At 70.7% G+C, this 13,258-nt stretch carries 15 protein-coding genes; 5 read left to right on the forward strand and 10 right to left on the reverse strand.

Annotated features, from left to right (window positions below; translation table 11 throughout):
• Positions 1-4: 4 nt before the first annotated feature.
• Positions 5-700, reverse strand: a complete 696-nt coding sequence (locus AC07OY_RS12050; protein WP_495042814.1) for a dienelactone hydrolase family protein — start codon at positions 698-700, stop codon at positions 5-7.
• 82 nt (positions 701-782) lie between these two features.
• On the opposite strand from AC07OY_RS12050, the gene ribA reads away from it, so the two are divergent.
• Positions 783-1,388, forward strand: a complete 606-nt coding sequence (gene ribA / locus AC07OY_RS12055) for a GTP cyclohydrolase II (protein WP_495042815.1) — start codon at positions 783-785, stop codon at positions 1,386-1,388.
• A 94-nt stretch (positions 1,389-1,482) separates the two neighbouring features.
• On the opposite strand, the gene AC07OY_RS12060 is transcribed toward ribA, so the two are convergent.
• The 3 genes from AC07OY_RS12060 to AC07OY_RS12070 all read right to left on the reverse strand — a co-directional run bounded on the left by AC07OY_RS12060 (position 1,483) and on the right by AC07OY_RS12070 (position 2,812).
• On the reverse strand, positions 1,483-1,692 hold the full coding sequence (locus AC07OY_RS12060; RefSeq protein WP_495042816.1) for a hypothetical protein: 210 nt from the start codon (positions 1,690-1,692) through the stop codon (positions 1,483-1,485).
• A gap of 203 nt (positions 1,693-1,895) precedes the next feature.
• The gene (locus tag AC07OY_RS12065; protein ID WP_495042817.1) at positions 1,896-2,180 is read right to left on the reverse strand and encodes a hypothetical protein; all 285 of its coding nucleotides are present in this window, start codon (positions 2,178-2,180) and stop codon (positions 1,896-1,898) included.
• Between the two features lie 110 nt (positions 2,181-2,290).
• On the reverse strand, positions 2,291-2,812 hold the full coding sequence (locus AC07OY_RS12070) for a DUF1697 domain-containing protein (RefSeq protein WP_495042818.1): 522 nt from the start codon (positions 2,810-2,812) through the stop codon (positions 2,291-2,293).
• 135 nt (positions 2,813-2,947) lie between these two features.
• Between AC07OY_RS12070 and AC07OY_RS12075 the strand changes: the two genes are divergently transcribed.
• From AC07OY_RS12075 to AC07OY_RS12090, 4 genes are all read left to right on the forward strand, one after another.
• On the forward strand, positions 2,948-3,718 hold the full coding sequence (locus AC07OY_RS12075; protein WP_495042819.1) for a DUF1521 domain-containing protein: 771 nt from the start codon (positions 2,948-2,950) through the stop codon (positions 3,716-3,718).
• 154 nt (positions 3,719-3,872) lie between these two features.
• On the forward strand, positions 3,873-5,543 hold the full coding sequence (locus AC07OY_RS12080) for a LysM peptidoglycan-binding domain-containing protein (protein WP_495042820.1): 1,671 nt from the start codon (positions 3,873-3,875) through the stop codon (positions 5,541-5,543).
• Positions 5,544-5,554: 11 nt separating this feature from the next.
• Positions 5,555-6,094 (forward strand): hypothetical protein, encoded by a 540-nt coding sequence (locus AC07OY_RS12085; RefSeq protein WP_495042821.1) that lies wholly within the window; start codon positions 5,555-5,557, stop codon positions 6,092-6,094.
• Positions 6,095-6,105: 11 nt separating this feature from the next.
• Positions 6,106-6,675 (forward strand): hypothetical protein, encoded by a 570-nt coding sequence (locus AC07OY_RS12090; protein WP_495042822.1) that lies wholly within the window; start codon positions 6,106-6,108, stop codon positions 6,673-6,675.
• On the opposite strand, the gene AC07OY_RS12095 is transcribed toward AC07OY_RS12090, so the two are convergent.
• The 6 genes from AC07OY_RS12095 to AC07OY_RS12120 form a co-directional block, all read right to left on the reverse strand.
• Complete coding sequence (locus AC07OY_RS12095; RefSeq protein WP_495042823.1) at positions 6,672-7,397, reverse strand: DUF6683 family protein; 726 nt, start codon at positions 7,395-7,397, stop codon at positions 6,672-6,674. The two genes, AC07OY_RS12090 and AC07OY_RS12095, sit on opposite strands and share 4 nt — an antisense overlap.
• A 26-nt stretch (positions 7,398-7,423) precedes the next feature.
• Positions 7,424-9,061, reverse strand: a complete 1,638-nt coding sequence (locus AC07OY_RS12100) for a hypothetical protein (RefSeq protein ID WP_495042824.1) — start codon at positions 9,059-9,061, stop codon at positions 7,424-7,426.
• Positions 9,062-9,065: 4 nt separating this feature from the next.
• Positions 9,066-10,049 (reverse strand): TolB family protein, encoded by a 984-nt coding sequence (locus tag AC07OY_RS12105; RefSeq protein WP_495042825.1) that lies wholly within the window; start codon positions 10,047-10,049, stop codon positions 9,066-9,068.
• Between the two features lie 122 nt (positions 10,050-10,171).
• Positions 10,172-11,119, reverse strand: coding sequence for a TolB family protein (locus AC07OY_RS12110; RefSeq protein WP_495042826.1), 948 nt, complete (start codon positions 11,117-11,119; stop codon positions 10,172-10,174).
• A gap of 13 nt (positions 11,120-11,132) precedes the next feature.
• Entirely contained in the window at positions 11,133-12,098 is a 966-nt protein-coding gene (locus tag AC07OY_RS12115) for a TolB family protein (RefSeq protein WP_495042827.1), read from the reverse strand.
• A 97-nt stretch (positions 12,099-12,195) separates the two neighbouring features.
• Positions 12,196-13,233 carry a TolB family protein gene (locus AC07OY_RS12120; RefSeq protein ID WP_495042828.1) on the reverse strand — a complete coding sequence of 346 codons (1,038 nt, stop codon included), beginning with the start codon at positions 13,231-13,233 and terminating at the stop codon, positions 12,196-12,198.
• Positions 13,234-13,258: the final 25 nt, after the last annotated feature.

Below are 13,258 nucleotides of genomic sequence, written 5' to 3' on the forward strand. Positions count from 1 at the left end.
CCGATCAGCCGAGGTTCTGCCCCAGGAAGCGCATCGCCCGATCCCAGGCCTGCTGGGCCCAGGCGGCGTCGTACTGGGTCTTGGCGATGCGCCCCGGCCCTTGCGCCTCTTCATTGGCAAAGCCGTGGTGGGCCAGGTAGCGGTGGCCCTCGTAGCGCACGCCGGCTTCGGACAGCCTGGCTTCCAGCGCGTCCACGCCGGCAATCGGGAAGAACTCGTCCTGGGTGGCCCAGTGGGCCTGGACCGGCATCTTGATCTTGCCGGCGTCCACATACTCGACCGGCGGCATGCCGTACCAGACGACGGCAGCGTCCGCCTCGGGCACCAGGGTGGAGGACAGCACGGTCAGCGCACCACCCATGCAATAGCCGGTGATGCCGACCTTGCCGCCGCCGATCTGCAGGCCCTTGAGGTAGGCCACGGCGCCGCGCACGTCCTGGGAAGCCGCATCGCCGAAATCCAGGCCCGTCATCAGGTGATGGGCCTCTTCCTCCTCGACGGTGCTCTTGCCGCGGTAGAGGTCGGGCACCAGGGCCGTGAAGCCGGCGCTGGCCCAGCGCCGGGCCACGCCGCGGATCTGCTCGTTCAGTCCCCACCACTCCTGGATGACGACGACGGCACCGAGCGGGCGCTCGGCCTCGGCAAGATAGCCGGACACGCGAGCGCCGTCGGGGCGCTGGAACTGAAGGGTCTGGGCCATGGCGTATTCCCGGGAAGTTAGAGGCCGCAGTCTGCCCTGTTCGCCACGGGTTTTCCCGTGCGGGGGGAGAATGGCGCTTCCCATGAAGATCGAACGCATCGTTTCCACCCGCCTGCCCACGCCCTATGGCGAGTTCGCCATCCACGGCTTCCGTGAGAGTGATACCGGGCAGGAGCACGTCGTGCTGAGCCTCGGCGAACTGGGCGGCGGCGAGCCGCCACTGGTGCGCGTGCACTCCGAATGCATGACGGGCGAGGTCTTCGGGTCGCTGCGCTGCGACTGCCGGCCCCAGCTCGAAGCTGCCATGCAGCGCATCGCCGCCCAGGGCCGCGGCGCCATCGTCTACATGCGAGGCCACGAGGGCCGCGGCATCGGCCTGGTGCAGAAGCTGCGGGCCTATGCCCAGCAGGACGGCGGCGCCGACACCATCGAAGCCAATGCCCAGCTCGGCCTGCCCATCGACGCACGCCGCTACGACGCCGCCGCCTGCATGCTGCGCGCCCTCGGCGTGCAGCGCATCCGGCTGCTGACCAACAACCCGCTGAAGATGGCCGCCCTGGCCGAGTTCGGCATCGAGGTGGTCGAGCGCGAGGCCTCGCTGACGGCGCCTGGGCCGGAGAACGAGAAGTACCTGCGCACCAAGGCCGAGTCCATGGGCCACCACGACCTGGGCCATCTCTTCGAATAGAAAACAGGCCAGGACTGTTGCAAGGCCCTGGCCTGATGCTCGGTTAATTCAGGGTCGGCGCCTCACGGCGCTTGACCCGCAACCCCTTGCGCAGTCAGCGGTTCCTGGAACCCTGCTGGCCGGACTTGCTGCCCTGCTGCTGATCGCGACCGGCCTGGCCGCCACCCTGCTGGGGCGTCTGGCTGCCTGAACCCTGCTGGCTTTGCTGGCCGGGGCTCTGGTCGCGCTGCTGACCGCCCTGCTGGATGTTCTGGCCGCTGTCGGGCTGTTGCTGCTTGCCGGATTGACGTTGCTGGTTGGACATGATGGCTGTTCCTTCACGGTGAATCCCGGACGGCACCCGATTGCGCCGCCACGACCACAACCTTAGGCCGATGGTGGGCGATGCCTGTAGGAGAAGGCGCCGCATGCACGCCCGAATCGCAAGCCCGGGCGACGATTTGTGCCCTCAGGCGACGAGGTCGCCGCAAGCCACAAGAGCTGCAACCAATCGTGCGCTTGGAGCCCTCAGTGCTGGGTCAGCAGGTGGCTGACGCCCGCCCGGGCGTAGACGGCCAGCACGGCATCGCTGACCCGACGGGCGCCGCCGGGCGCGCTGCCGAGCACTCGCCCGCCCCGCTCGACGATCTCGCGCAGCTCATGGGCACGGGCGATCTGCTCGGCGCGCGCGTGCGCGGGGTCGGCGAAGGCATCCAGCAGCGGGAATGCTTCGGCCCACCACGGCGCCGGATACCAGCTCTCATCGCCGGCCTGCAGCCAGAACCTGGGCTTGAAACGGATGGCGCTCGTCATGGTCCTGCTCCCTTCGACTTCTCTGGCAGCCATTCTGGCCAGCCGGCCGCATCCCGCCAGGTGAAGAAGACCATTGCGGCCCCCGCGAATGGGGAGTCAAGCTGGGCGCTTCAGGCCGCGGCGCACTTCGTCACCGTCTCCCAGGTGCGCGTCGTGATGGCCTTGCCGTAGGTCTTCTCCAGCAGATGCATGAAGACCGGCCCCTTGGCCTCGGGCAAATAGCTGCAGAAGACCTCGCCGCCGTCCAGGCCGTGGATGCAGGCCTCGCCATGGGTCACCGGCAGCTTGACGGGACTCTCGGCCAGCGGTTCGGGCAGGAAGGTCACGACGCGCTTGGCGCCGGGCTTGAGCTTGAAGGCCGCAAACGGGTCGGCCTCTATCAGCGCCTGCAGATGCGCCTGGGGCCGCACCAGCGTCATGAAGCTGTGGCCCTGGCCGTCCTGCATGGCCTTCTCGACGCGCTTTTGCAGCGCCGCGATGGACGCGGAGCGGGCCGTGGAGAAGGCGACGTTGCCGCTGCTGAGCAGCGTCTTCACGTCGGTGAAGCCGGCCTCCTCGAAGCAGCGCTTGAGTTCCGGCATCTTGGCGTTCATCGGGCTGACGCCGCGCAGCAAAGCGACATAACGGGGCATGGGTGCGGAGTATGGCGCCCTTGCGGCCGACCCTAGCTGCGGCTGCCCCGAATTGCGGGCGGCCGCAGCTAGCGGCCCGAGGCGAGTCCGCATGCAATGGCCCCGCGACTGAAAACACCCTCAGAGGAGAAACCCATGACCACCATCCAGTCGGCCAGCAGCACCTCGCTGACCGCCACTTCCTGCGTGCCCAACACCAACCCCACCCACGCCAGCACCTCGATGCAGGGCGGCAAGGCGGTGTTCGAGAACGACAACTACCGCATCACCGCGGGCGACAACAACGAAGTCCTCATCTTCAACAAGAAGACCGGCGAGCAGTACCAGATCTGGGGCGACCCCCACGTCAACATCGACGGCAAGCATGCCTTCGACTTCTGGGGCACCACGACCTTCAAGCTCGAGGACGGCACCAAGGTCACCATCGAGACCACGCCGTGGAACGCCGGCAACGGCATGACGGTCGCCAGCACGGTCAACATCACCAACGGCGACTACGGCGTGCAGATCAGCGGCGTGGACACCAACAAGGTCGGCGACCTGAAGATCAACGAGGCCGCCGGCTGGGGCCAGGTGCTGGACTGGACGCATGACGACGGCAATGTGCTTCAGGAAAACCCGGCCGGCGCCGGCTTCCTGGGCGTCGATGCCCAAGGCAATATCCAGAAGGTCGACCAGGCCTATATCAACAAGACCGACCTGAAGCTGAACGCCAGCGTCGAACCCGCCACGCAGCAGCGCGCCACCGACTTCCTGCGCAACGCGCTGGAGCTGTTCAGCGGCCTGCTGTCGGCCTCGCTCAGCGGCGCCTTCCTGGGTGCGCTGGGCGACGGCGGCGAGGGCCGCTCGACCTCGACGCGCGACGCCAACCGCTTCTCGCTGACGGTGATGCGCCTGGACTTCTGACCGTCCCTGCGTCCCGAAGGCGGCCCTCGTGGCCGCCTTTTTCTTGCGGCCGACCCTAGCTGCGGCTGCCCCGAATTGCGGCCAGCCGCAGCTAGCGCGCCAGGGCCGGCCCGCGTGCAATGGCCTCACGACCCATCACCTCTGAGGACAGCCCGTGCTTCCAGCCCTCGATGCCGCCTCGCGGCGCCCCGCCGCGGCTCCCGCTCCCGCGCCAGCCACCGACACCACCGTCTACGCCCAGCGCGGCGATCGCCTCAGCGACGTCGCGCAGCGCCATGGCGTCGACGAGACCACGCTGCGCGAGGCCAACCCCGGCCTGGCTCAGGCCCAGTCCCTGCCGCTCGGACAGCCCGTCAGGCTGCCGGCGCCGCGCGACACCGAGCTGTCGCCGGCCGTCGCCGGCATCTCGGCCGCCGGTGGCCGCGAAGGCCTGGTGCAGGCGCTGCAGTCCCGCGCCTACGAGGCCGGCCGCGTGGCGCCGCAGCAGGGCTTCGACGGCACGCTGTACCGCGCCGTGCCGACGCGCTTCGAGGCCGGCATGCTGGACCACAACTTCGGCTCGCCGGGCCGCTACAACGCCGGCGGCCAGGGCATGCTCTACACCTCGCCCGATGCGGCGAGCATGCTGCATGAGAACGCCGCCTATGCCTCGGGCGGCAGCCACCCGCTGGCCAGCAAGACCGTGCTGGAGGTGGACCTGAAGGCGGCGCCGGATGCGAATGGCCGCGGCGGCGTGAGCGATCTCGCCGCAGGTGCGCGCCAGGTCGGCCTGCCGACCGAGGCCTTCACCGAAGCCAAGGGCGGCAAGTCGCCCAGCCTGCTGCACCAGCTGACGGGCGAGCATCCCTACAGCCTGCCGCAGCAGGCGTCCAAGGGCGCCTCGGACGCCGGCGCCGCCGCGCTGCGCGCGCCCTCCGCGACGGGGGGCGAACAGATCGACATCGTGCCGCGCAATGCCCAGCCGGGCCAGATCACGCCGCAGCGCATCACGCGCTACGACGCCGCCGGCAACGCGTCGCCGACCCAGAGCGCGGCCGGCGTCATCAAGCCCATGCCGGCTGATGCCCGCCCCTATGTGGACGGCGCACTCAACAAGGCGGCGGGCGTGCGGCCGGCCATGCAGCCGGGCACGCCGGCCAGGCTGGCCACGGCCGACGCGCCGGGCCGGCCGCTGGGCGCCGTCAGCCAAGGGCCCGAGGCCGCCGCGACCACGCGCACCGGCCAGCTGCGCCAGGGCCTGACCGGCGCTCAGGAAGGCTACCCACGCGCCGCATCGACCCGCTACGGCGCGGCCGGCGGCGCCGCGGCGACCCTCATCGACGCGGGCGTGCGCGCGGCGCGCGGCGAGCAGGTCTCGGCCGGCCAGGTCGCCACGGCGACGGCCACCAACGCCGTCGTTGGTGGCGGGGCCGCCAAGGCCGTCGACCTGCTGGCACCGCGCATCGGCCTGGTGAAGGCCGGCGGCGCGGTCGGCGCCCTGGTGCAGGCCGGCGTCAGCGGCTACAGCAATGTGCAGGCCTATCGCGCCGGCGAGATCAACGGCTCACGCGCCGTGGCCAACACCGTGGTGGACACCGGCACGGCCCTGGCGGCCGGCGCGGCCGGTGCCTGGGTCGGCGGCGCCGTCGGCTCGGTCGTGCCGGTGGCCGGCACGGCTGTCGGTGCCGTGGTCGGCTTCGGCGTCGGCGTCGGCGTGCACTACGCCATCGGCGCCCTCGACAAGGCCACCGGCTTCACCAGCGCCGCCAAGGACGCCCTCGCTTCCGGCCTCGAGTCGGTCAGCAGCAGCGCCTCCAAGGCCTGGGACGCCATCACGCCCTGGTAAGGTCGGGGCCCATGCCCGACCTCGACCTGCAAGCCCTGCCGCCGGAGCTGCAAGCCGCCCTGGAGCAGGCCTGGCCCGGCTGCCCCGAGGCCCAGCGCCGCGCGCTGCTGGGCCCGCGCAGCCGCCACGGCTGGAGCGCCATCTGGCCCGACGGCCTGTGGGCCTGGCAGCCCACCAGCCGCTGGTGGCGGCCCGGCCTCGCCCGCCGTGAGCGGGAGAGCGCCGCCGCCTTCCTCGGCGCGCGCGTCAGCGACGTGCTCGGCGCCAAGGAGGCGCGGCTGTTCGACCCCGAGCAGCCCTTCTTCGAGACGCGCTGGACCCAGGCGCGCGTGCTGCTGCGCAGCCCCGTGCCGGCGGTGTTCAGCGATGCGGCCTTCTGGGCCATCACCCAGCAGCTCTTCGGCGGCGACGTCGATGCCGCCCGTGACGAGACCCTGGCCTGGGCCCGCGGCATGCAGAGCGACAACGCCCTGCACGGCGCGCGGCGCTCGCAGTGGCTCGTCGACGCGGTCTACCGCCTGGAGATGTCCGCCACCGGCACCTTCCTCTAGGCAGGCATCAGGTGCCGGCCCTGCCCGAACTCGACCTGCAAGCCCTGCCGCTTGAGCTGCAGGCCGCCCTGGAGCGGGTCTGGCCCGGCTGCCCCGAGGCGCAGCGGCGGGCGCTGCTGGCGCCCGCCCGGCTCGGCGGCGCGCCGATCTGGCCCCGCCACCTGTGGCCCTGGCAACCCGCCCGCCGCTGGTGGCGCGCAGCCTGGGCGCGCGACTGCCGCGAGGGCGGCGAGATCTTCTTCGCCGCGCATCTGTGCGATGCGCGCGGCGAGCCGAACTGCGACGTCCCTCCGGCCTATGACGAGAAGCTGTTCGATCCCGAGCAGCCTTTTTTTGCGACCCCCTGGACCCACGCCAAGCGGCTGCTGCGCAGCCCCGTGCCCGAGGTCTTCAGTGATGCGGACTTCTGGTTCTACACGCAGCGCCTGGCCGGCGGCGATGCCGACGAAGCCAGCCGCGAGCTGCAGGACTGGGCCCGCCGCATGCAGGCAGAAGGCGCAGTGCACGGCGCACGCCGCGAGCGCTGGCTCGCCGATGCGCTTTGGCGGCAGGAGAAGTCGGCCAACGGCGTCTACCTCTAGCGCGCCACCAGCCCCTGCTTGCCGATCTGGATGCGTTCCACGCCCAGGCCGAGCGCGGCCTCCAGATTGGCCTTGGCGGCGTTGCGGAAGTTGGCTTCCTCGTTGGGGTTGGGCTTCTGGTTCAGGTGCTCGCGGTAGACCACCATGAAGGTGCCCACCATGGCCAGTTGCTCGAACATCGCGCGCTTGGCGGCCGGGGGGCTCTGCGTGAAGCCGGCGTTCTGCTTCAGCATGCCCTGCATCTGCAGCACCAGGGACTTGAAGTCCTCGTCCGGCACGGGCTGTTGCATGAAGGCCGTGTAGTTGCCGGCGATGAAGGCGGCGACGCCAGCGGCGACGTCGTTGGGCGTCAGGCCGAGCTGGGTCTCGAGCTTCTGCCAGAAGATGAAGGCCTCCTCGTAGGCCTTGGTCATCGCGCCGCGATGCGCGGCCGGGAAGCGTTGCGCGAGCTCGGTCGCGGACTGGCGCACCTGAGACGGGCCATTGACGAGGATGGGCGAGTTCAGCGCGGCCAAAGCGCTGGCCGAGGTGACCGCCGGCGCGGGGCTGAACACCGGCGCGGCGGGCGCCGCCGCACCGCCGGCCGCCGCCGGCTTGGCCAGCATGCCGCGCATCTGCTCGGCCAGGCTGACCGAGGGTGCGACCTGGGCGCTCGCCAGGCCGGCCGCGCAGCACAGTGCCGTCACGACAAGACGGAAGGAGAGGTTGAGCGGTCGGGACATGGGAACTCCGTGAAGATGAAAAAAGATTACTTGTCGAGGCTGTAGCTGGCGCTGCCGACGTAGACGGTCTTGCTGTCGTCATGGACCGGGAAGCTCAGCAGGCGCTCCTGGCGTCCGTCGTCGTAGTCCAGCGTCAGCACGAAGCCGCTGAGCTGGTAGCGGCCGCGGCGGCTGGCGCCGTCGTCCTGCTTGCGCGAACTGACGGCGCCCACGTTGCCGAAGGCCGTGCCCACGTTGCCGCCGCCGGTGCTGCTGCTGCCCTTGCCATCGCCATGCGACGAGCCGGCGATGACGGTGTTGTTCAGCGTGGCGGCCAGGGTGCCCGTGCTGGACAGCGAGCTGTAGCTGCGCTCGAAGCGGCCATCGCGCGTGAAGCTGATGCCGCGCCTGGACGAGGTGCCGCCCAAGACCAGGCTGCCGCTGAAGCTGCCCTGGCTGTAGCTGCCCTGCAGCCGCGTGTCCTTGGGCCAGGGCTTCACGGCGCGGTGCTTCTCGGCCTTCCAGTCGCCATCGGGGCGGCCATCGTCGCCCTGGCCCTGCATCTGATAGCTGCTGCCGCTGGCGCGCCAGCGGCCCCATTGCTGCGGCTCCAGCTGTCGCGATGCCGTGACGTTGAGCTGGTCGGGCGGCATCTCGGTGCGGCGGTAGGCGCTGCCATCGCGCAGCAGGAAGCGCACGTCTTCCTCCCAGCGTGTGCCGTTGTTGTAGTTGGCCTCGCCGTGGATAACGATGGCGGCCAGGTCCTTGTCCGCCAGGCCGCGGCCTGGCGCGCTGGTCACGCGCTTCAGGATCACGGGCTTGCGCGCCAGCGGCGCCTGCGGCAGCGGCGACGGCACCAGGCCCGCGGGGTTGGCGACGAAGGCAGCGTCGGCCAGGTCCAGCGAGTCGCCATTCAGGGAGGTGGCCACGCCGCGCAGCACGACCTCGCGGCCCATCCAGGCTTCGGCATCGAACTTCAGGTAGATGCGCTGCTCGGCCTGCCGGTCGCCCTGGTCCTGCACCAGGAAGAAGTTCAGCGGGCGGCTGAGCTCGCGCGCCACGCGGCCCTTGACGTGGATCGCACCCAGGCGGCGCTGCGCGGCTTCCTCGGAGATCACCAGCCAGCGGCCGCGCTGCGCCGACAGCGCCGGGATCTGGCTGGGCAGCAGCAGCTGCCCGCGCGCGGCCTCCGGCAGCGTGGCCGGCATCGTGGGCGGCGACACCAGCTTGTCCTTCAGCAGCGCCAGTGCCACGCCGCGGGCCTGCGGATACAGCGTGCTCACATCCATGCCGGGTCCCTGCCAATCGCGGATCAGGGCGGCGCAGGCCTGCTCGGGCGCTGGGTCGTCCAGCACCCGCTGGCGCATGGGCTCGGTCAGTCGCTCGAACGACGGGATGCTGCTCGTGCGCTGCTGCATGCGCGCCACCACCATGCGCAGCGGCGCGATCTGGTGGCGCTCGCGCCAGGCCACCCAGGCTTCGCGCATGGGTGCGGCCGACGTCGCGCCCATGTCCTCGCAGGCGCCCAGCGTCGCCTCCGACATCACGTCCAGGCTGACGGCCTCGACAAGCTGGCCGACGGCGACGGGGTCGGCGGCAGGTGAACCCGGCGCGGCGTGAGCGCCGCTGCCGATCAGTGCGGCGGCGACAGCGGCCAGCGCGAGTCTCGAGATCATCCGGGGCATGCCGTCAGCGCGTCCAGCTGAGGGCCGGGCAGCCCACCGTGGTCATGGAGCCATTGGGCCGCCTGAGCGGGAAGCGCTGGGCGTCGCCCGAGGCCTTCACCGCCACCACGTTGGACGCGCTGGCCTCGGCGACCCACAGCGTGCAGCTGCCCCGGCAGGTGGCGTCGCTACAGGACACGCCGGTGTCCTTGACGAAGGCCACATGCCGGCTGTCGGGCGACCAGAAGGCCTGGGCGATCAGCTCGTTCTTCGTGAAGCGGCGCAGCTGGGAACCGTCGACATTCATCATCCACAGGTCCACGCCCTGGACCGAACCGGTGTCGCGCAGGCTTGCCAGCTGCACCAGCGCCATGCTGCCGTCGGGGCTGACATGCAGGGCCTGGGGAATGCGGTTCTCGGGCCAGCGCAGGACCGCAAGGGCTTGCTCGGCCCCGCCCAGCACCACCCGGCTGACCTGGCCGGATGGCTGCACCCGCAGCAGGGAGCCGTCGGGCATCCAGGCCAGCGCATCGGGCGTCCTGCTTGGCCGCGTGACGTAGACCAGGCGGCGCGATTCCAGGTCGTAGACGACCGGAGCGCGCGGCTCGAAGATGGTCTCGCCCCACATGACGAGGATCTGGTTGCCGCCGCGCGGCGAAGGCCGCACGCCATCGCCGACATAGCCGTCGACGATCTGGTCCATCAGCACGGCCTGGTCGCTGATGCGGCGCACGACCAGACGGGTCTCGTCGCCGACTGAGCCCTGCGAGCTGTAGTCGCGCGTCAGGTAGCGGCTGCCATCGGGCCAGGGCGTGCCCGACTTGTCCGCCGCGATGCGGCGCGACTGGCCGGTGTTGGGATCGCTGGCGAACGTGCCCTCCGGGTTGTCGAGGTCGCTGTAGCCATGCCAGAGCGTGCCGGACAGTGCGCCATCGGCATGCCCCGTGCCCAGGGCGGCCAGGCAGAGGACAGCGGCGGCAAGGCGGGCGAAGTTCAGGTGGGCTGGCAATCTCAGGCGTTCCGATGAAGAGGCGATTCCTGGAATGGCCTGTCCGCGTGGTTCGTGCGCCGGATTGGAGCGCGGGGCTCAGCGATTCCAAATCCCTAACGAAGCATCGACAGGGAGATGCCTCACGGCGTCCACGCCAGCAGCTGGCAGCCCAGCGGCATGGCGCTGCCGCGCGTGTCCCTGACGATGAAGGACGAGGCATCGTGCGACGCGTCGACGGCCACGATGTTTCTCGATGTGACCGGCGCATGCCAGATCCTGCAGCTGCCGCGGCAGGCGGCCTCGCTGCAGCTCGCGCCGGTGTCCTTGTTGAAGGCCAGGCGCCTGCCGTCGGGAGACCACACCGCATAGGTCGACATCAGCGTGGCCGTGAAGCGCGCCAGGCCCTGGCCGTCGAGCTTCATCAGCCAGAGGTCGTGGTCCTTGCCGGCCGGGCGGTCCAGGCGCAGTGCCAGGTGCTGGCCGTCGGGGCTGGCGAACACCGCGCCCAGTTCCCAGCCCTGCGGCCACTGCACCGCGCCGAGAGCGGTTTCGCGGCCGTCCAGGCCCAGGGTGCCGATGCCGCCGTTGGCGCGCACGCGCAACAGCCGGCCATCCGGCAGCCAGGCGAAGCCGTCGTTGGCATCGGCGGCCGAGGTCGCGAACAGCAGCTTGCCGACGCCATAGTCGTAGAGGACGGTGTGGCGCTTGCCGAGGTAGTTCTCGCTCCAGCGGCCCAGCAGCAGGGCACCCGCCCCGGGCGACAGCTGGATGCCGCTCAGGTGGCCATCGACGACAAACCTGGCCAGCAGGGACTTGCCGTCGGGACCGGTGATGCGCACCTCGGTCTTCTCCGTGCCGGCGTCGTAGTCGCTGCGCAGCAGGCGGGTGCCCTGGCGGTCGACGACGCTGAACTTGTAGTCGGTCACGAAGGCCGAGTTGCCGCCGTCCAGCGGCGACACATAGGTGCCGCTGTCGTAGGAGCCGACGCGGGCGGAGGAATGCCACAGCCGCCCCGAGGGCGCGTCTGCGGCCTGCGCGCCGCCGAGGAGGCACAGGCAGGTCCATGCGGCAGCGACGCTCAGGCGCATGACGCCGCCCTCCTCAGCGCGTCCAGGCCGCCATCGGGCAGCCCACCGTCGTCATCGAGCCGTCGGGGCGCTTCAGCGGGAACTGCCGGGCATCGCCGGAAGGGCCCACGGCCACCACGTTGGAGGCGCTGGCTTCCGCGTACCAGACCGTGCAGCTGCCCTGGCAGGTGGCCGCGGTGCAGGACACGCCGGTGTCCTTGGTGAACGCGACGTAGCGGCTGTCCGGCGACCAGAACGCGGCGGAGATCAGGTCGTTCCGGGTGAAGCGGCGCAGCTTGGAGCCGTCGACATTCATCATCCACAGGTCCACGCCGGCGACCGAGCCCGTGTCACGCATCGCCGCGAGCTGCAGCAGCACCTTGCTGCCGTCGGGGCTCACATGGACCGCCTCGGGCACGCGCGACTCGGGCCAGCGCAGCGTCGCGACGGGCTGTTCGCCTTGGCCCGGCGAGATCCGGCTGATCGCGCCCGAAGGCTGCACGCGCAGCAGCGAGCCATCGGGCATCCAGGACAGCACATCCGGCGTCTTGCTCGGCTGCAGCGCGTAGAGCAGCTTGCGCGTGTTGAGGTCGTAGACGATGGCGCCGCGCGGCGCAAACACCTTCGGCCCCCAGGACGCCAGGATCTGGTGGGACGCCACCGGCGAGGCCCGCACGTCGCCCGCCAGATAGCCATCGACGACCTGGTCGACCAGCACGCTGCGGTCGCGGGTGCTGCGCACGGTCAGGCGGGTTTCATCGCCGCCCTGCGAGGTGTGCTCGCGCTGCAGGAAGCGGCTGCCATCCGGCCAGGGCGAGCGCCACTTCTCGTCGTCGACCCGGACGGCGGCTCCGGAATTGGGGTTCAGCGCAAACGTGCCCTGCGGATTGCCGAGGTCGCTGAAGGAATGCCAGATGGTGCCCGGAAGCGCCGCCTGCGCCGCCAGGGCAAAGCCCATGCAGGCCAGCGCGGCGGCGAAGCGACGGAAGTTCTGCGGCATCGGGTCGGGCTCTCCAAATGAAACAGGCGACTCCAAGAATCGCCTGTTGCCGTGATCGAGGCCGCATTGGAGCCGCAGGCCCCTGCGCCACCAATCCCTAACGCGTCCAGGCCAGGACGGGGCAGCTCAGATCGGTCGTCGAGCCATCGGGCCGCTTCACGGGGAACTGCCGGGCATCGCCCGACGCCGCCACGGCGACCACATCGGTGGCCGACGCTGCCGCATACCAGACCGTGCAGCTGCCCTGGCAGGTGGTCTCGGTGCAACTCACGCCGGTGTCCTTGGTGAAGGCCACGAACTTGCTGTCGGGGGACCAGTAGGCGTCGGCGATGAGGCCATTGTTCGTGAAGCGCTTCAGGTTGGCGCCGTTGGCATCCATCATCCACAGGTCGACGCCGCTGACCGAGCCCGTGCTGCGCAGCGCCGCGAGCTGCACCAGCACCTTGCTGCCGTCGGGGCTGACATAGACCGCCTGCGGCAGGCGCGACTCCGGCCAGCTGACGCTGGCGAGCGGCTGCTCGGCGCCGCCCACGACGATCTTGGTCAAGATGCCCGCCGGCTGGGCGCGCAGCAGGCTGCCGTCCGGCATCCAGCCGACAGCGTCCGGCGTGCGGCTGGGCGGCGTCGCGTACAGCACCTTCTTCGTGCCGAAGTCCCACACCACCGCCGAGCGGGGCGCCGTCGTCGTCTCGCCCCAGTAGGCCAGCATCTGGTTGCCCGACTGCGGCGACGGCGCGATGCCGGTGACGAAGCCCTCAACGACCTGGTCGAACACCACGGCCTTGTCGTCGGTCTTGCGCACCGTCAGGCGGCTCTCGCCGCTGGAGCCCTGCGACTCGTAGGCATTGCTGACGAAGCGGCTGCCATCGGGCCAGGGCCGACCCCATTTCTCTGACTGCACCGACGTCGAGGCGCCGGTGTTGGGGTTCATGACAAAGGTTCCCGCCGGATTGCCGAGGTCGCTGAAGGAGTGCCAGATGCTGCCCGCCAGCGTGCTCGGCGGCTCGGGCTGGGGGGTGACGGGGGGCGTCGTCGGCGTGGTGTCGCTGCCGCCGCCGCCACCTCCACCGCCGCATCCGCTGAGCGCGCCGATGCAGGCCAGAACCGTCAGGGCAAGGCGACCGAGGTTTTTCATCTTGGGCAGGAACTGAAAGTTGAAA

The organism is Roseateles sp. GW821-FHT09H10, assembly GCF_059415865.1.